12 protein-coding genes and 1 pseudogene are annotated in these 17344 nt (G+C 72.4%); 4 read left to right on the forward strand and 9 right to left on the reverse strand.

Going from position 1 to position 17344, the window contains the following annotated elements; all coding sequences use genetic code 11:
• Positions 1-28: 28 nt before the first annotated feature.
• Positions 29-1294 (forward strand): trans-sulfuration enzyme family protein, encoded by a 1266-nt coding sequence (locus tag OG504_RS43945; protein WP_405994766.1) that lies wholly within the window; start codon positions 29-31, stop codon positions 1292-1294.
• Here OG504_RS43945 and OG504_RS43950 read toward each other — a convergent pair.
• From OG504_RS43950 to OG504_RS43970, 5 genes are all read right to left on the reverse strand, one after another.
• Complete coding sequence (locus tag OG504_RS43950; protein WP_405996583.1) at positions 1263-2672, reverse strand: GNAT family N-acetyltransferase; 1410 nt, start codon at positions 2670-2672, stop codon at positions 1263-1265. The genes OG504_RS43945 and OG504_RS43950 overlap by 32 nt on opposite strands.
• A 180-nt stretch (positions 2673-2852) precedes the next feature.
• Positions 2853-5516: a DUF6493 family protein gene (locus tag OG504_RS43955; RefSeq protein WP_405994767.1), complete on the reverse strand. Its 2664-nt coding sequence runs from the start codon at positions 5514-5516 to the stop codon at positions 2853-2855.
• The gene (locus OG504_RS43960) at positions 5513-6940 is read right to left on the reverse strand and encodes an SWIM zinc finger family protein (RefSeq protein WP_405994768.1); all 1428 of its coding nucleotides are present in this window, start codon (positions 6938-6940) and stop codon (positions 5513-5515) included. Before OG504_RS43960 ends, OG504_RS43955 begins: the two co-directional genes overlap by 4 nt.
• Before the next feature lie 141 nt (positions 6941-7081).
• Positions 7082-8665: an alkaline phosphatase D family protein gene (locus OG504_RS43965; protein ID WP_405994769.1), complete on the reverse strand. Its 1584-nt coding sequence runs from the start codon at positions 8663-8665 to the stop codon at positions 7082-7084.
• A 136-nt stretch (positions 8666-8801) separates the two neighbouring features.
• Positions 8802-10268 (reverse strand): PLP-dependent aminotransferase family protein, encoded by a 1467-nt coding sequence (locus OG504_RS43970; RefSeq protein WP_405994770.1) that lies wholly within the window; start codon positions 10266-10268, stop codon positions 8802-8804.
• Positions 10269-10315: 47 nt separating this feature from the next.
• Here OG504_RS43970 and OG504_RS43975 point away from each other — a divergent pair.
• Positions 10316-11152 (forward strand): annotated as a pseudogene (locus OG504_RS43975) (DMT family transporter); the annotation flags it as partial.
• A gap of 45 nt (positions 11153-11197) precedes the next feature.
• On the opposite strand, the gene OG504_RS43980 reads toward OG504_RS43975, so the two are convergent.
• Complete coding sequence (locus OG504_RS43980; RefSeq protein ID WP_405994771.1) at positions 11198-12028, reverse strand: alpha/beta fold hydrolase; 831 nt, start codon at positions 12026-12028, stop codon at positions 11198-11200.
• Between the two features lie 158 nt (positions 12029-12186).
• Between OG504_RS43980 and OG504_RS43985 the strand changes: the two genes are divergently transcribed.
• On the forward strand, positions 12187-13071 hold the full coding sequence (locus OG504_RS43985) for an RNA polymerase sigma-70 factor (RefSeq protein ID WP_405994772.1): 885 nt from the start codon (positions 12187-12189) through the stop codon (positions 13069-13071).
• A gap of 239 nt (positions 13072-13310) precedes the next feature.
• A complete protein-coding gene (locus OG504_RS43990; protein WP_405994773.1) occupies positions 13311-14072 on the forward strand; it encodes a GntR family transcriptional regulator in 762 nt (253 codons plus the stop codon).
• 153 nt (positions 14073-14225) lie between these two features.
• On the opposite strand, the gene OG504_RS43995 is transcribed toward OG504_RS43990, so the two are convergent.
• From OG504_RS43995 to OG504_RS44005, 3 genes are all read right to left on the reverse strand, one after another.
• Positions 14226-15380 (reverse strand): ROK family transcriptional regulator, encoded by a 1155-nt coding sequence (locus OG504_RS43995; RefSeq protein WP_405994774.1) that lies wholly within the window; start codon positions 15378-15380, stop codon positions 14226-14228.
• Positions 15381-15479: 99 nt separating this feature from the next.
• Positions 15480-16142, reverse strand: a complete 663-nt coding sequence (locus OG504_RS44000; RefSeq protein ID WP_318014945.1) for a response regulator transcription factor — start codon at positions 16140-16142, stop codon at positions 15480-15482.
• A 14-nt stretch (positions 16143-16156) separates the two neighbouring features.
• Complete coding sequence (locus OG504_RS44005; protein ID WP_405994775.1) at positions 16157-17311, reverse strand: sensor histidine kinase; 1155 nt, start codon at positions 17309-17311, stop codon at positions 16157-16159.
• Positions 17312-17344: the final 33 nt, after the last annotated feature.

Here is a 17344-nt window from a genome sequence, read left to right on the forward strand (position 1 = left end):
ACGGTGATCTCCGCTTACTGGTCGGTCGATGTTCACCCTTCCCTCCATGGACACCACGAGCCCGCACCCCGTCCCGGCCCCCCGAGCCCTGGCCACCGAAGCCGTGCACGCCGGCCGCGACGACCTCGCCCGGCAGGGCCTGCACGCCCCGCCGATCGACCTGTCGACCACCTACCCGTCGTACGACAGCCGCGGCGAGGCCGCCCGCGTCGACGCCTTCGCCGCCACCGGTGCCGAACCGGACGGCCCGCCCGTCTACGGCCGCCTCGGCAACCCGACCGTCTCCCGCTTCGAGACCGCCCTCGCCCGCCTCGAAGGCACCGAGAGCGCGGTGGCGTTCGCCAGCGGCATGGCGGCCCTGACCGCCATCCTCCTGGCGCGGGCCGCGGCGGGGCTGCGGCACGTGGTGGCGGTACGACCCCTCTACGGCAGCAGTGACCACCTGCTCACCGCCGGACTGCTCGGCTCCGAGGTCACCTGGACCGACCCGGCCGGGATCACCGACGCGCTGCGGCCGGACACCGGCCTGGTCGTCGTCGAGTCCCCGGCCAACCCGACGCTGGCCGAACTCGACCTGCGCGCCGTCGCCCACTCCTGCGGCTCGGTGCCGCTCCTCGCGGACAACACCTTCGCCACCCCCGTCCTGCAGCGCCCCGCCGAACACGGCGCGCGCATCGTCCTGCACAGCGCCACCAAGTACCTCGGCGGCCACGGCGACGTGATGGCGGGCGTGGTGGCCTGCGACGAGGAGTTCGCCGGGCAGCTGCGCCAGGTGCGGTTCGCGACGGGCGGCGTGCTGCATCCACTGGCCGGCTATCTGCTGCTGCGCGGCCTGTCGACCCTGCCGGTACGGGTGCGGGCCGCGTCCGCGAACGCCGCCGAACTCGCCCGCCGCCTCACCGCCGACCCGCGCGTGGCCCGCGTCCACTACCCGCGCATCGGCGGCGCGATGATCGCCTTCGAGGTCCACGGCGACCCCCACGAGGTCATCGCCGCCGTCCGCCTCATCACCCCCGCCGTCAGCCTCGGCAGCGTGGACACCCTCATCCAACACCCGGCCTCCATCAGCCACCGGGTGGTGACCGAGGAGGACAGGAGGGGTTCGGGCGTGAGCGACAGCTTGCTGAGGCTGTCGGTGGGACTGGAGGACGTCGATGACCTGTGGGCGGATTTGGAGAGGGCGCTTGCGCCCCTCCAAAGGGGCGCGGGGAACGGCGCGACCAGCCACAACGAACCGTCAGAGGCCAACGAATCCGGAGCTCCTACGGCGCTTCGGCCCGCCCGAACTCCGTAACTTCCGCAACTTCCACGGCGGCCGCACTCAAGCGAGCCGTGACCACCAGCGTCCCCTCCTCGATCTGATAGTCGAGCGGCAGACCAAGCCCCCGCATCGCCGCGACCATCCCCGTGTTGGACGCCTGCGTCACCGCGTACACGCTCTCGCACCCCGCCTCGACAGCCATCCCCACCAGCCGCCCCAACAACTCGCTCCCGATACCGCGCCGTTGCCAGTCGTCCTCGACCAGCAGCGCGACCTCCGTCTCGTCCCCGTCCCACAGCAGATGCCCGAGCCCGACGATCCGCCCCGACGCCGTCTGCACGGCGAGCGTCCGCCCGAAGCGCGGAGAGAGCAGGTGGTTGAGATAGCGGTCGGCGTCACCGACCGGCCCGTGGTACCGCATACCGAGCGTCCGCGCCGAGCACCGCTCGTGCATCTCCCGCGCCGCGTCCAGATCGCCGGTGTCCGCGCGCCGCACGGTGATCGCGTTGCCCTCGGGCAGCGTCAGTACGTCCTGGCTGCGCGGGATGCGGGGACCGAGCCGGGCGTCCAGCTCGACCAGCGCCCGGGCCCGGGCGAACTCGGTGGGCGTGAACGGCAGATACGGCCGCTCCACTGTGATCACTCCGCCTTCCGGCGCCCGCAGCCGCATGACCGTGTCCTCCAACGACCCCTCCACCGGCACCGATTCCGGCTCGCGTCCCTTGCCGGCGACAACGTTGGCGGGCAGCGAACGGATGGTGCACCGGCCCAGCAACTGCCTTAGCGCCAGGGGAAGTTCCGCCGCGTCCAGGGCTGTGCGCGTGGCCAGGCCCAGGACGCGGGTCGGCGCGTCCACCAGGTCGTGGGCATCGGCCCGCTCGATCCACGTGCCCGAACCGCCGGCCGACGCCACCGCCCGGGTGATCTCGGCCGCCGCGACCTCGGCCGGCGCCCGCAGCAGGAACTCGTCCACCGTGCCTTCGGCCAGCGGATGCGTCTGCAGACTCAGGATGTCGACCCGCTGGCCGGCCAGCGCCGTGCACAACACCGCAAGCGAGCCCGGCGCGTCCTGCACCGTCGTCCGCATCCGCCACAGCGCGGCCGCCTCGGCGACGGGGTCGGCAGGCGCAGACTCGGGCTCTGCCCCGGTCGGTTCGGCCCGCTCGGTCGGCCCGGCCTGCCGCGGCTCCGCGGTCGGCCGGGCGCCGGTATCGCCCGTCGGCGGCGCATGACCGTGGCGGCGTGACCACCACGTGTGGAACCCCGCCGTGGCGACCAGGGCCAGCGCGGAGATCGCCAGCAGTGCCGGTCCGTCGGGCCCGTGCCCCACCAGATCCGCCACGACGTCCGCCACCGCGACCGCCGTGAACAGCGCGGCCAGCTCCACCAGGTCCCGCCGCCAGTGGTGCACCGGACGCCCGTGCTTCGCGCGCGTCACGTCAAACATGTCTCGACTCATGCACCCACTGTGAAGGAAGGGTGTTGCGTGATCACGAACGCTCTGTGACCTACCGGTAAAAGCGTGGTTCTGTACCTTTTGCCGTTCTTTTGGCGAGTGCGACGCACCGGAGGTCAGCCCTGTCGCCCTACGTCATGCGGCCACCTCCGCCACCAGCGCACTGCGCAGCCGACGTGCCTGCGTGACCAGCCGGGACGAGCCGCTCCGGGCCGCCGTCTGCGCCAGATACGGCAGTTCACCCCGCGCCCCCGACCGCTCCGCGCATTCGGCGGCCACGGCCAGGAGGTCCCCGAGCCCCCGCGCGTGGGCGGGCTTGGCGTCGCCGTCGAGGTCGGCGAGCAGCGCGGCCAGGGTGTGCCGGAGGATCCCCCAGATGGTCGCGTTCGCCCCGGTCGCCGCCCCCGTCCGTACCGACTCGGCGAGCCGCGACGGCTTCACGGCTCCGCTCCGCACCAGCTCCCCGAGATCCGCCCCGAGCCGGGCCCCGTCCAGCTGTCCCCGCGCCGCGAGCACCAGCAACGCGTCCACGGCGGCGAGCCGGTCCTCGGGGTGCCGCGCACCGAGCCCGTACGCCAGACACAGGTGCGTGGCCTGCCCGGCCACCCCCTCCGACTCGGCCAGCAGCGGGAGTACGGCGGCCGCGCCCCGGGTGTCCTCCAGCGCGGCGGCGGCCACGTCCCGCAGCAGCCGAGCCGCCACCAGTTCGCGACGCTCGGGGAGTATCGCGAGCCAGTGCCGCTGCATGTCCTGGTTCCAGTGGTAGCAGTACCAGCGGTCGCCGTAGGCGGTCACCGGCTTGCCCAGCGCGCTGAACTCCGCCGGGAAGTCCTCCTGCAGATCGAGGAGTTCACCCAGCTCCACCACGACGCGCACCCCGGACGTCCGGCGCCTGCTCAGCGGCAGGGCGGGGCTCTCGGACATCAACCAGTGCGCGAGCCGGGTGCCCTCCGCCGTGCCAAGAGCTTCCGCCCGCTCGGCGGCGACGGCTGCCGCCCTCCGGTCCTCGCGACGCACCCGCAGCAGCGCCTGCGCGAAGTCGGCGTCCGAGACCCGCGCGCCCAGGCGCCGGTAGGTGTCCAGCCGGTCCACCAACTCGTCCGGCTCCAGCACTCCCGTGCTCCAGCTCGGCGTCGACAACAGGAACGGCAGCGGCTCCGCGCGGAGCCGGTACGCCACCTCCCACACCCGGGCGTCGAAGACCCGGGACAGCGCGCTGTGCCCGCACTCCCGGCCCCGGTGACCGTGCCGCGCCCCTTCGTGGAGTGTGTCGGTGCGCACCTTGTCCAGGAGGGTGGCCAGCAGGAGGTCGAACCCGTACGACGCGCTGCCGAAGCTGTGGTGCGACCTGCTGAAGCGGTCGTCCGGATGCTGGACGTGCCCGGGGCCTTCACCGGCCCACCAACGGCGCGCGACCACCGGCCCCAACGCCTCCAGCAGGGCGTCCCGGTCCCGGTACGCATGGCGGACGAGCCCGTCCAGCCCCCGCTCGAACGCGGCCACGTCGCCCTCGGTCGCCATCAACGCCCCCACCTCCTCGGCGAGTTCGACCGCAGACTCGGGTGCCGGTGCGAGGCGTGCCGCCTCCGGTGCCGGCGGGAGCAGCTCCTCGTGCACCAGCGCCGCCGCCGTCGCGGGCGCCGCGCCCAGCGTCTCGACCGCGCGTGTGCGCAGCGCGGGGATCAACTGGCCGGCCGCTGCGCCGAGTTCGGCCCGCACCTCGAGGGAGTCGACCTTCTTGAGATGCCGCTCGACCAGCTTCAGTGCCCGCTCCTGCACGTCCGCGTCCTCATGCCCGAAGGCTTGGGCGAGGGAGGGCAGTACCTCGACCGCGACCGACGCGTCCCGTGCCAATACCTTCCCCAGCAGCGTGAGTTGAGCCCGGACGAGCTTCTTCTCGGGGCGGAACAGCACCGCGTCCGACATCTCCGCCAGCCGGCGCGGCGTCAACTCCCCGTCCAGAGCGAGGGAACCGAGCACCGACTGGGCATGCGACGCGACCATCGACACCGCGTCCGAGGCCAGCGCCAGCCAGTCGGCGATCCGCTCCCGCTCCTCGTCACGGGTCAGGGCGAGGGCCTTCAGCATGCGCAGGAACACCCGGTTGTCGAGGGTCGTACCGCCCCGCAGCAGCCGCGCCACACACGCGTCCACCGTCCGCTTCCGGTCGAGGACGCCTTCCGTGGTGAGCTGGGCGAGCGCGTCGACCCAGCTGTTCGGCCCCTCGGCCGAGGTCCACTCCAGCGGGCTGCCGATGTCCTCCGTCCCGAAGACCGCGTCCACCAGCTCCGCGAGATGCGGATCCTTGCGCAACCGGTCGAGCAGGGTGTTCCCGAGCTGCCGCAGGTTGCCGATGTGCTCAACCCAGCCCCGCACATAGGCGTCCGTCGTCGGCACCGGACAGCCGGAGAGCCGTACCAGACCGGCCATCAGCTCGTACGGCACGGCGGTGGAGGCCGGGCGTCCGGCGAGGCGGTGCGTCACGTCGGTGAGCCAGGCGGTGTCGCGGTCGCCCAGGATGTGGATCAGCAGCGCCGGGGACGACTGCGACCAGCGCATGTCGGTGGCGGCGATCCAGGTCGCCGCGGCTGCCGCCCCCGTCTCACAGGCGGCCCCGGCCGCGTGCAGAGCCGGATAGGCGCGGCGGGACGGCTCCTCCCAGGGTGCCTTGCGCAGCTCCTTGCGGAGTTCCTTCAACTCCGGGAGGAACCCCCGCCGTTCGGCGTCCGTCAACCCGTCGAGCAGGCCCACCGCCTCGGCCGTCCGGCCCGCCCGCACCGCTTCCATCAGCGAACTCATCGCACACCCCCGTCGACCCGCGCCATGTCCTGCTTCGTGTTCTGCTGTGTGTCCCGCTCCGTCGCGGCGCCCCGCCGCACCATCCGCACCGCCAGCGCGTGCTTGCACGGCCCCCGCCCGCCCCGGTACTTCGCCCACCACACGCAGCTGCAAGTCAGCACCCCCGCCTCGTCCCGCACCCGGTGCACATGACCGTCCTCGGCGGTCACCGTGCCGATCGCGCCCTCCAGGGTCACCGCCCCCGCGGCCACCAGCGCGTGGGCCGAACGCAGCCGGGGATTGTGACGCTCCACGCGCTGTGCGTCGTAGGGGAGTTCACGGTGGAAGTAGGCCGCCTCCGCCGTGTCGTAGCCGACGCGCCCCGAGGTGCCCAGCCGGGTCAGCGCCGCGCGGACCCGCTCCGGGGTGAGTCCCGAGGAGGCGGCCATGTCGGCGACGTCGATGCGGGGCTCCCAGGCCAGCAGCACGGAGATCAACTCCGCGTCCTCGCCCGCCTCGTCGGTCGCGAGCGCGTCCAGGACCCCGCCCTCGCCGGAGAAGCCGCGTGACGCGTCCGGCGACAGCGTGAGGGTGAGCCGCATGCCCGGCAGGACGGCCTCCCACGCACCGGCCGTGGCGTCGGCGCCGACGACGGAGGGGCCGTAGATGCGCAGGGCCGTCGCGTGGCGCAGGATCCGCTGGAGTGCGATCAGGCGCTCCGGGCCCGGGAGGCAGACGGCGCCCGGTACGGGACGGGTGGTCGGGCGCAGGCCGCGTCCCGCCGGGACGACCCAGCGCGGGCCGCTCGTGGTGCCGCGTGCACCGCCCTTCGGGAGCGAGCGCAGGAAACGGACCGCCTCCGCCGCGGGGAGTTCGGCGCGCAGGTCGAAGCCCGCCGCTATGACCTGGGCCTCCGCGAAGCCGCGCAGCCATCGGTCCGGGAGCGGCACCTTCTTCTCCACGACCGGGCCGTCGAGCGTGGTGACGGCCAACTCCTCGGGGCCGACCCGGAGGTGGAGCGGATCGTCCGTGCCGATCCGGGAGAGGGCCTCGCGGAGGGGGTTGTTGACGTCGACGTTCGTCGTGCCGTGTCCCACCTCGTCGCCGTCGAGTCCGGGAGCGAGGACGTCCAGCCGCGCGTACACCCCGCCGCAGCCGGAGAAGGACTCGAAGCGCAGCCGGTCGCCGCCCGCCGTGACCACCGGGTCGAGGGAGGCGGCCAGTTGGCGCTGGTAGTAGCGCGTGGCCGCCACGTCGGCCACCGCCAGCAGCGCCGCCGAGGCCACCTGAGGCGAGGTCAGGAAGCCCGCGAAGAAGCGCGGATGGTCGGTGACACCCGAAGGAGTCGCACCTCGTGAGGTCTCCAGCCCGAGGCGCCGTCCGTCCGCCGACGACTCCAGCACGGAGGGTCGGGGATAGGTCACGGCCTGCAAAGATCGCGTCATGCAAAAACCGTAGAGGCCACCACTGACAATCGGACCTGACCTGCGGAAACACGGTCTGCGGCGGGGAGTTGGCACGCTGCGCACCGCGCCGCGCACCGGGGGATGACGCCGGTGCGCGGCTCAGGTACGAGGGTAGTGGAGTTACTGGCCGACCCGTCCCGGCTGAAGGGTCTTCGTGAACAGCACGGTGCCGTCCTGCTCGCGCAGACGCACCGTCAACTCCCCGCTGTGGCCGTCGATGTCGACCTCGCCGAAGAACTGGTAGCCCTCGGCCGGCGACACGTTCTGCGCGGTCGGCGCCTTCACGAACACCCGCTCGGGACCGAAGGTGTTGTCGAGATCGCTGGCCGGGAAGGCGCCCGCGTTCAGCGGACCGGAGACGAACTCCCAGAACGGCTCGAAGTCGGTGAACGCGGCCCGCGAGGGCTGGTAGTGCTGCGCCGAGGTGTGGTGCACGTCGGCCGTCAGCCATACGGTGCCGGTGATCCGCCGGTGCTTGATGTACCGCAGCAGCTCCGCGATCTGCAGTTCACGTCCGAGCGGCGCGCCCGGGTCGCCCTGCGCGACGGCCTCGATGTTCGGCTTGCCCTCGGTCGCGTCGGGCACGACCAGGCCGAGCGGCATGTCGGCGGCGATCACCTTCCACACCGCACGCGAGCGCGACAACTCCCGCTTGAGCCACTCCAGTTGCTCCCGGCCGAGGATGCCCTGCGGGTCCACGGTCTGTTGGTCGGGCGAGTTGGCGTTGCGGTAGGTCCGCATGTCCAGGACGAACACGTCGAGCAGCGGGCCGTGCCGCATCACACGCTGGACGCGGCCCTCCTCGGCGCCCGGCCGCAGTGTCGAGATCGGGAAGTACTCGCTGAACGCACGCCGGGCGCGCACCGCCATGACGTCGACGTTCTTCTCCGTGTAGCGGGTGTCGGAGGCGGAGATCACCTCGCCCGGGTACCAGTTGTTGCGTACCTCGTGGTCGTCCCACTGGATGATCGACGGGACCTGGGCGTTGAACCGCTTGAGGTTCTCGTCGAGCAGGTTGTAGCGGAAGTTCCCGCGGAACTCGGCCAGGGTCTCGGCGACCTTGGACTTCTCCTGCGTGGTGACGTTCCTGTAGAGGCTGCCGTCGGGCAGTGCCTGGGTCGCCGTGATGGGACCGTCGGCGTAGATGTTGTCGCCGCTGCACACGAAGAAGTCCGGGTCCAGCTCGGCCATCGCGTCGTAGATCCGGTAACCGCCCAGGTCCGGGTTGATGCCCCAGCCCTGCCCCGCCAGGTCACCGGACCACAGGAAACGCACGCCGCGCCGCCCGGTCGGCACCGTGCGGAACGTGCCGTCGACCGGCTCGCCCGTACGGCGCGGGTCGTCGGGGTCGGCGAGCAGGACCCGGTAGTGGATCTGCTGCCCCGAGGGCAGCCCGCGCAGCCGGGTGGTGCCCGTGAAGTCCGTGTCCGCGCCGAGCAGCGGGCCGTGCCAGCGGTGCGGATTGCGGAACGACTCGGTGGCCGAGGTCTCCACGATCATCCGAGCAGGGCGGTCCGAGCGCACCCACACCAGCCCGGAGTCGGAGGTCACGTCCCCCGCCTGCACGCCCCAGCCCGCCTTGGGACGCCCGGAGAGGGCGAAGGCCGGGGCGGCTCCGAGGGCGGCGGGCACGGTCAGGGCCGCCGACGCGGCCAGGGAGCCGCGCAGGACGCTACGGCGGGCGGGGAACGGACGATGTGACATGGGGTTGCGCCTCCACGGACGGGATGCGGTCAGGGTGCAGTGCCACAACTACTGGTGCGCCACAGCGCACACGGAAACCACAGGTGAACAACGGAACGCGGTGACATGGGGGCCCGCGTGCGACACCAGAGACTCTCTACGGGCGCACGGCGCCGGCCATCAGGCCCACACCCGCACGAATCCGCCCGGGCGACAGATGCGCGTACCCCAGGACCAGCCGTACGACCGCGTCGTCCACGCGCGCGTGGCTGTAGGCGGTGAGCGGGCGCACCGCGACACCGGCGGAGGCCACGCGTTCCAGGAAGTCCTCCTGTGGGCCGTACTTCTCCGGCAGTTCGGCGATGACGTGAAGTCCCGCCGCGATCCCGGTCACCTGCGCTCCGGGGAAGTGCTCCTCCAGGGCGACGACGAGGGCGTCGCGGCGCTCTCGGTAGGCGCGCTGGCAGCGCCGCAACTGGCGGTCGTAGTCGCCGCGTTCCAGGAAGCGGGCGAACAGTGCCTGGTCGAGGGTCGGGTGGCCGAGGTCCATGGTGCGCTTGCGTTCGACGACCTCGTCGGCCAGTGACTCGGGGACGAGCAGCCAGCCGAGCCGCAGCCCCGGGGCGAGGGACTTGCTGACCGAGCCCGCGTAGGCGACATGCTCCGGATCGAGTCCCTGGAGCGCGCCCACGGGGGCTCGGTCGTAGCGGAAGTCGCCGTCGTAGTCGTCCTCGAAGACCAGCCCGTCCAACGACCTCGCCCAGTCCAGAAGTTGGGCGCGCCGCCGTGCGGAGTAGGCGATGCCCGTGGGGAACTGATGGGCGGGCGTGGTCACGACGACCCGTACGCCCGAAGCTCGCAACGGACCGATCGCCAGTCCCTCCTCGTCCAGGGGCAGCGGTACGGTGCCGACGCCCGCAGAGGCGTACAGCGAGTCGTGCTGGGGGCTGCCCGGGTCCTCGACGCCGACGGTGCGTGTCCCGCGCGCGTGGAGCACGAATCCGAGCAGCGCCGTCGCCTGCGCCACTCCGGAGACCACGATCAGCCGCTCCGGGTCGGCGACCACACCCCGGCGGCGCGCCAGGAGTTCCGCCAGAGCCGTACGCAGTCGGGGCAGCCCGCGCGGATCGGGATAGCCGAGCAACTCGTGCGGCGACTCCGCCAGCACACCGCGCTGCGCCGCTGCCCAGGCGGCACGCGGGAACAGCGACAGGTCCGGGGTGCCGGGCACGAAGTCGGCGCGGGCGCCGGGGGAACGCGGCGCGAGGTCACGCGCGCGTGGCCGCGCCGCCCGTACGGCACCGCCCACCCAGGTGCCCGCACCGCGGCCGCTGCGCAGATAGCCCTCCGCCGTCAACTGCTCGTACGCCTCCGTGACGAGGCCTCGCGACACCCCGAGGTCGGCCGCCAGGTCCCGGCTCGACGGCAGCCGGGTGTCCGGCGCCAGCCGCCCCGCACGCACCGCCTCGCGCAGCGCCGCCTGAAGGGAGCGGCCACGCGCGCGTGCCGGTGCCGAGGCGGCGGGCAGCAGCAACTCCCAGGCGGCGGAACCCGTCAGCCCCTCCGGACCGGTCGGCCCCTCCGCATTGGTCGGCCCCTCCGGATTGGTCCCCGATGACGTCATGGAAATGGACCTTAAACCGGACCGCCGCTCTCCCTAGCGTCGCCGCCATGAACGCCACCACCGCCCGCGGCGCCCCGCTCGCCGCCTTCGCCTGCGTCCTCGTAGGTGCGTCCTTCACCGCGAACAGCGTCCTGGGCAACTACCCGTACGCGGGCGGCCAGTTCCTGCGCTACGGCCTCGCCTGCCTGCTCCTGGTCCCGTTCACCGGCAGAGACGCGAGGGCCCGGCTGCGGGCGCTAACCCCACGCCAATGGGCCCGTCTCGCCCTGCTCGCGGCCGTCGGCATGGTCGGCTTCAACCTGGCCGTCATCGCCGCCGAACGCAGCGCCGAACCGGCAGTCCCCGGCGTCTTCGTGGGCTGCGCCCCCGTAGCGGTCGCGGTCCTCGTCCCCCTCCTGGAGGGCCGCCGTCCGCGCCGGATCGTGCTCTACGGGGCGTCACTCGTCGCCGTCGGCGCGTTCACGGTCCAGGGGTGGGGCCGTACGGACGGCGCCGGAATCGCCTTCTCCGGGTGCGCACTTGCGGGAGAGGTGGGCTTCGCGGTGCTCGCGGTTCCCGTACTGCGGCCCCTGGGACCGCGTTTGCTGTCGGCCACGGTGTGCGGGCTCGCCGCGATCGAGGCGGCGACGGCCGGGCTCGTCCTCGACGGGACCGCCTGGCTGCGACGCCCCGACGGCACCGAGGCCGCCGCGCTGCTGTGGCAGGCGGCGGTCGTCACGGTCGTCGGCTTCGTGTGCTGGTACATGGGCATGCAGCGGATCGGCGCGGAGCGCGCCACGCTCTTCTCCGGCCTCATCCCGGTCGCCGCCGCCGCTACCGCGCCGCTCGTCGGAACGGGCTCCTACGGGGCCGCCCAGGCCGTCGGCAGCGCCCTTGTCGGCGCCGGAGTGGCCCTGGGATCGGGCGCGTTGGGGCTGTTCCCGCGCCGGTCAGCGGCTGCCGTCGAGGATGACGCGCGCGACCAGGGCCGGGTCGTCGTTCATCGGGCAGTGCCCGCAGCCGGGCAGCCGTACCAGCCGGGACCGGGGGATCATCTGCTTGGCGCGGACGCCCTGCCGGCGCAGCAGCAGCCGGTCCTGGGTACCCCAGGCCACGGTCACCGGGATGCCGGGGATGTCGTCGGTGAACCGGACGCTCGTACCGGCCCGGAGCGTGTCGTCGAACCCGGGGGCGTTGACCAGCGCGAGCGTCTCGGCGACCACGGCCTCGGGTGAACGGCGGCCGGGGCGGGCGTAGATGGTGCTGGTGAGCGCGGTACGGCCGGCTGTCGTGCGCGCGAGTTTCTCGACCAGCGGGAGCGGCATCCGGCGGGCGATCTGCCGCATGGTGAGCAGCACACCGAAGGCGTAGCGACGCTCGGCCTGCGACCAGAACCCGGCGGGGGAGAGGGCGGTGACGGACCGTACGACCTTCTCGCGGCCCAGCTCCAGAGCCATCAGGCCGCCGAGCGAGTTGCCCGCCACATGCGGACGTTCGAGCCCCAGCTCCTCACAGAAGGCCCTGAACACGGCGGCCGTCGTGGGCAGGTCGTACGCCAGCCCCTCCGGGAGCGCGGGCGAGGCGCCGAACCCCGGCAGGTCCACGGCGATCACATCGCGCTCGGTCGCGAGGATGTCCACCACCGGGTCCCAGGCCTGCCGGTGGTGACCTATCCCGTGCAGCAGGAGCAGCGGTTCGCCGCGGCCCACGCGCGCGTAGGACACGGTCACGGTCTTCGGGCCCCGCGAAGTGGGGACCGGGAAGGAGACGGTGGCGGACATGGGGGTACTCCTCGTCTGGGACGCGCCGGCAGACGCCGTACAGGCCGTGTAGACAGCTTGTCAGCAACTGCTACTGACCGGTAGCCCCAAGAGTCGGGGACCTTGCGGCCCGCGGTTTTCTGCTGGACAGAGCAGCGCCCAACGCATGGGATGAGGTGGTGACCACCGACACCCCGACCGATGTCTTCGAAGAACACCGCCCCGTCCTCATGGGAGTCGCCTACCGCATGCTCGGGCGGGTGGCCGACGCCGAGGACGTGGTCCAGGACGCCTGGCTGCGCTGGTCCGCCGCCGACCGCGCCGAGGTCCGCGAACCACGCGCCTACTTGGTGCGCATCACGACCCGCCTCGCCATCGACCGGCTCCGCCAGGTCAAGGCGCGCGGGGAGGCCTACGTGGGCCCGTGGCTGCCGGAGCCGTACGTCACCGACTTCGGGGACACCGTCCCCGACACCGCGGAGCGCGCTGTGCTCGCCGACTCCGTCTCCCTCGCCGTACTCGTCGTCCTGGAGTCGCTGTCCCCGCTGGAACGCGCCGTGTTCGTCCTCAGGGAGGCGTTCGGCTACCCGTACGCCGACATCGCGGCCATGCTGGACCGCGGCGAACCGGCGGTGCGCCAACTCGCCGGACGGGCCCGCAAACACGTCGACGAACGGCGCCCGCGCTACGAGGTCGACCCCGCCCAACGCCGCGATCTCACCGAGCGGTTCCTCGCCGCGGCGGCCGAGGGAGACCTGGCGGGCCTCATGAAGATGCTCGCCCCGGACGTCCGTCTGATCGGCGACAGCGGCGGCAAGTCCAAGGCGCCGCTGCGCATCCTGGAGACCGCCGACAATGTGGGCCGCTTCCTGGTCGCCGTCGCCGGGAAGGGGATCCCGGACATGTCGTTCCGCTTCCTCGAGCTCAACGGCGGACCCGCGGTACTGATCCTTTCGGGTGACACGCCCGACAGTGTCTTCCAGGTGGACGTATCCGCCGGACGCATCCGTTCCGTCTACATCGTCCGCAACCCCGACAAGCTTCGATCACTGGCTTCCGCTTAGCCGCGGCCCGCGCGGAGCCCCCGTTTCGCGACGGGGGCTTTGCTGTTACGTCACGAAGAACACCCAGTACGAACGCCCTGTGAACGCTCTGCGGCAGACGCTCTGTGCATTGCATATGACATGGAGGATTGGTCTTGACCAAGGGTGGGGGCCGTCCTATGGTCGCAGATAAGTGAAACAACCTTTAATAAACAAGGGCGCTAAAACGCCGCCGGAACACGGCGATTGCGGAGGACAGGGTGGGGACCACGCAGTTGGAATCGGTGCCGGAGCCGAAGTACTGGCATCTCAAGACAGTGCTGAGTGAGGCACTGGACTCCGAGTTCTCGGTGGGTGAGATCCTGCCCAACGAGCGCGACCTGGCGGCCCGCTTCGGCGTCGCCCGGGCCACGCTCCGGCAGGCTCTGGAACAACTCGAACTGGAAGGCCGGCTGCAGCGCCGCCGCGGCGTCGGTACGACCGTCGCGCCGCCGCGCGTGGGTGTCGCCGTCGGCACCGAGCAGCACGCATGGCCGGGCGCCGGGGAGGACGCCTGGCAGTCCGTCGACTGTGTGCTGGCGGCTCCGCCGGCGGCCGTCGCGGACGTCCTGGAGACCGGTTCCGAGGAACTGGTCCACACCGTGCGGCGCTCCCGGGTGAGCCACGGCCAGCCGGTCGCCGCGGAACTGCTCTACATCCCGGAGTCGTCGGTACCCGACCTCTCCGCCATAGACGCTCCCTCCGCGACCGCACGCGCGCGTGCGGTCCTGCGTGAGTTGCAGCGCCTCGAACTGGAGGGCCAGGACCGCGCCGTGGAACTCGGCTCGGCCCGCGCGGACGACGCAAAGGAACTGGATCGCCTCCCCGGAGCCCCGGTTCTCGTCGTCACGACCCGCTTCTTCGCCGAGGGCCGCACCGCCGCAGTCTCCGTCGCGACCTACCGCGCGGACACCTGCCGCCTGACCTTCGCCGACTCCGGAGGCGTAGAAATCCACCACGGCCCAGAACGCCAGGCTTCCTGACCCGGCCACAGTTCATCGCGTCGCGCCCCGGAACTGCTCCGGGGCGCAACGCGTTTTCGGTACAGGGCACGGCAGCGCGCCCCAAAGGGGCGCGAGGAACTGCGCGACCGGCCACAACGAACCGGCAGACAACAGACGACCTTGACGGCCAAGCTAGCGCCGCGTCACCGTGCCCTCGACCGCGAACAGTTGCTCCTCGACATGGTCAAGAGCCAACCGCAGCGCCCCAGTCGCCGCAGCCGCCTCCCCGAGCAACGACAACGCGACCTTCGGCGGCCGCAGGCAATACCGCGCCAACTCCCGCCGCAACGGCTCCAGTACACCGTCCAGCCCAGCAGCCCACCCACCCACGACGACCAGCTCCGGATCGAGCGCCAGCACCAGCGCGGCGACATCGTGCACAAGGCGCTGGATGAACCGGTCGACGGCCGCCACCGCCCGCTGGTCACCGTCCCGCGCCAGCGCGAAGACCTGCGCCACCGCCTGCTCGTCCAACGGATGCAGCGGCTCGTCCGTGGTGGAGAGCAGCGTCTCCGGAGTCACGTCCCGCCCCAGCAGATGCAGCGCGCCGATCTCGCCGGCCGCCCCGCGATACCCCCGATGCAGCCGCCCCCCGATCAGCGAACCGGCGCCCGGACTCAACCCGGCCAGCACCATCACCATGTCGTCGGACTCGGTGGCCGCGCCCTTCCAGTGCTCGGCGACCGCCGCCGCGTTGGCGTCGTTCTCGACCAGCACCGGGCACTTGAAGGAACGGCTCAACCGCTCGCCCAGGTGCAGCCCCGTCCACTGGGGCAACGCCGTGCCCAGCCGTACGGTGCCGTCCGCCTCGACGATGCCCGGCGTGGCGACGCCCACCGCGCGCAGCGAGCCGCGGGCGACCCCGGCCCGGCGCAGCAGCTCGGCGACCGCGGTGCGCAGCCGCTCAAGACGCTCGTCCGCCGAGGCCGTCTCGTCGACGTCCTTGGCGATCGCGCCGAGCACCCGGCCGTCGAGGTCGGCGAGCAGCACGGCGACGCGATGTGCGCCGATCTCCAGGCCCAGCAGATGCCCGGCCTCGGCCCGGAACCTGAACCGCCGCGCGGGCCGCCCCTGCCGCCGTACAACGCTCTCGTCGGCCGCCTTCTCGACGACCAGCCCGGCGTCGATCAGTCCCTCGACGACGCCCTCGACGGTCGGCCGGGACAGACCGGTCACCCGGGTGATCTCCGTCAGCGTGGCGCAGTCCGTGGCACGCAACGCGTGCAACACCACCGCGGAGTTGATCCTCCGCAGCAGCGAGGGGTCCCCGCCGGTCAGCCCCGCCAAGGTCTGTCCTCCCAGCTCGTGCGCGTGTTGGGCGGATCGTACTCGGCGTGGCGGACCCCGGCGAGTGCCGGGCACCCCCGACCCGTCCGCCCCACCGCGTCACCCCGGCGCCACGAACCCCGACTCGTACGCCGCGATCACCGCCTGCGTACGGTCCCGCGCCCCCAGCTTCGCCAGCACGGCGCTCACATGCGACTTCACCGTCTCGGTCCCGACGACCAGCCGGGCGGCGATCTCCGCGTTCGACAGACCCCGCGTCATCAGTCGCAGCACCTCGGCCTCGCGCTCGGTCAGTTGGGCCCGCTCCATCACCGCGCGAGCCGCCCGGTTGCCGCCGTCGTCGCCGTACTCGGCGGCCAACTGCCGTACGGAGGCCGGGAACAGCAGCGACTCGCCCTCCGCCACCAGCCGCACCGCGTGCACGATCTCGGCCGGCCGCGCCCGCTTCAGCAGGAACCCGTCGGCACCGGCGCGCAGCGCCTCGTAGACGTACTCGTCGTTCTCGAAGGTCGTGATGACCAGGATCTTCGGCGGATCGTCGACCGTGCGCAGCACCGCGCGCGTGGCCTCGATGCCGTCCAGGAGCGGCATCCGTACGTCCATGGCGACCACGTCCGGCCGCAGCTGCCGCACCAGCGGGATCACCGCGGCCCCGTCGGCGGCCTCCCCGACCACCTCGATGTCCGGCTGCGCCTCCAGCACGGCCCGCAGACCAGCGCGTACGAGAGGTTCGTCATCGACCAGGAGAACGGTGACCGGCATCCGGTCAGCCTAGATCAGCCCAGCGGCAGCTCCGCGTGCACCTGCCAGTCACCCTCGTCGGGCCCGGTGTACGCCCGGCCCCCGAGCAGCGCGGCACGCTCGCGTATGCCCCGTAGACCACTGCCTCGGCCCGGGCCCGCTATCGCCGCCGTCAGCGGATTGCGGACCTCCAGGTCGAGGGTGCCGTCGGCGACCCCGATACGGACCCGTACGGGCACGGACCCCGCGTGCCGCAGCACATTGGTCAGCGCCTCCTGCAGAATCCGGTAGCCCTCCCGGGAGACCGACCCCGGAACCGTCTCCAACGGCCCGGTCACCTCGGCGTCGACCTTCGCCCCGGAGGCCCGCGCCGACTCCAGCAGCCGGTCGGCGTCCACGAGCGTCGGCCGACTGCTCACGGGCCGCTCCGCCTCCCGCAGTACGCCCAGTACGCGCTCCAGGTCCTCCAGCGCGGCCCGGCCGGTCTCCTCGATGGCGCCCAGCGCCCGCTCGGTGAAGTCCGGGTCGCCCGCCGCGCGGGCGGCGCCCGCCTGCACGACTGCGACCGTCAGCGCGTGACCGATGGAGTCGTGCAACTCCCGCGCGATACGCGTGCGTTCGAGCAGCTGCTCGGTGCGCTCCTCCAGGGCGGCGAGCTGCTCCGCGCGGGAGGGGCCGAGCAGCTTCCGGGCCAGCAGCGTGGTCAATTCGCCGAGGCCGACGACGACGGCGTACATCGCGATCAGGGGGAGCAGCGCCAGGACGGCGTATCCCCAGTGCGGTTGGGCGTTGCTCAGCACGGGGACGTCGTCCGGTACTTTGCCGATCGCCAACCCGACGAGCGTGACGGACAGGAGCGGCCCCCAGATGGTGCTGAACGAAGCCAGCACGCTCAGCGCCATCCGTGTCTGCAGCCACAGCACGGTCCGGCCCCGGTCCCGCCAGGTCGCCGCCGGTGCGACGGAGATCCCCGAGTCCTGCTCGCCCGGCGTCAGCAGCAGCCGTGCCTGCACCCCCTCGCCCATCCGCACGGCTGGGATCAGGCCGACCGGGATGAGCACGAGCGCGGGCACATAGGGCGTCGACATGTCGATGTACAGCCAGACACTCACGATGAGCATCGGAACCCAGAGGTGCAGCAGACGCGTGTACGTCGTCCCCCGGAGCAGCGGGCGCAGGAAGCGGGCCATTCCGACATCGTGACAGCCGGCACCGACAATCGG

Source organism: Streptomyces sp. NBC_00986 (genome assembly GCF_045162565.1).
In the GTDB taxonomy this organism is placed as follows: domain Bacteria; phylum Actinomycetota; class Actinomycetes; order Streptomycetales; family Streptomycetaceae; genus Streptomyces.

Bases quoted from the DNA above. Each gene is read 5' to 3' on its own strand.
- OG504_RS44005 (WP_405994775.1), bottom strand. From the start codon at position 17,311: ATGGCCCGCTTCCTGCGCCCGCTGCTCCGGGGGACGACGTACACGCGT.
- OG504_RS43980 (WP_405994771.1), bottom strand. From the start codon at position 12,028: ATGTCCGCCACCGTCTCCTTCCCGGTCCCCACTTCGCGGGGCCCGAAG.
- OG504_RS43945 (WP_405994766.1), top strand. From the start codon at position 29: ATGTTCACCCTTCCCTCCATGGACACCACGAGCCCGCACCCCGTCCCG.
- OG504_RS43965 (WP_405994769.1), bottom strand. From the start codon at position 8,665: ATGTCACATCGTCCGTTCCCCGCCCGCCGTAGCGTCCTGCGCGGCTCC.
- OG504_RS43970 (WP_405994770.1), bottom strand. From the start codon at position 10,268: ATGACGTCATCGGGGACCAATCCGGAGGGGCCGACCAATGCGGAGGGG.
- OG504_RS43955 (WP_405994767.1), bottom strand. From the start codon at position 5,516: ATGAGTTCGCTGATGGAAGCGGTGCGGGCGGGCCGGACGGCCGAGGCG.
- OG504_RS44000 (WP_318014945.1), bottom strand. From the start codon at position 16,142: ATGCCGGTCACCGTTCTCCTGGTCGATGACGAACCTCTCGTACGCGCT.
- OG504_RS43960 (WP_405994768.1), bottom strand. From the start codon at position 6,940: ATGACGCGATCTTTGCAGGCCGTGACCTATCCCCGACCCTCCGTGCTG.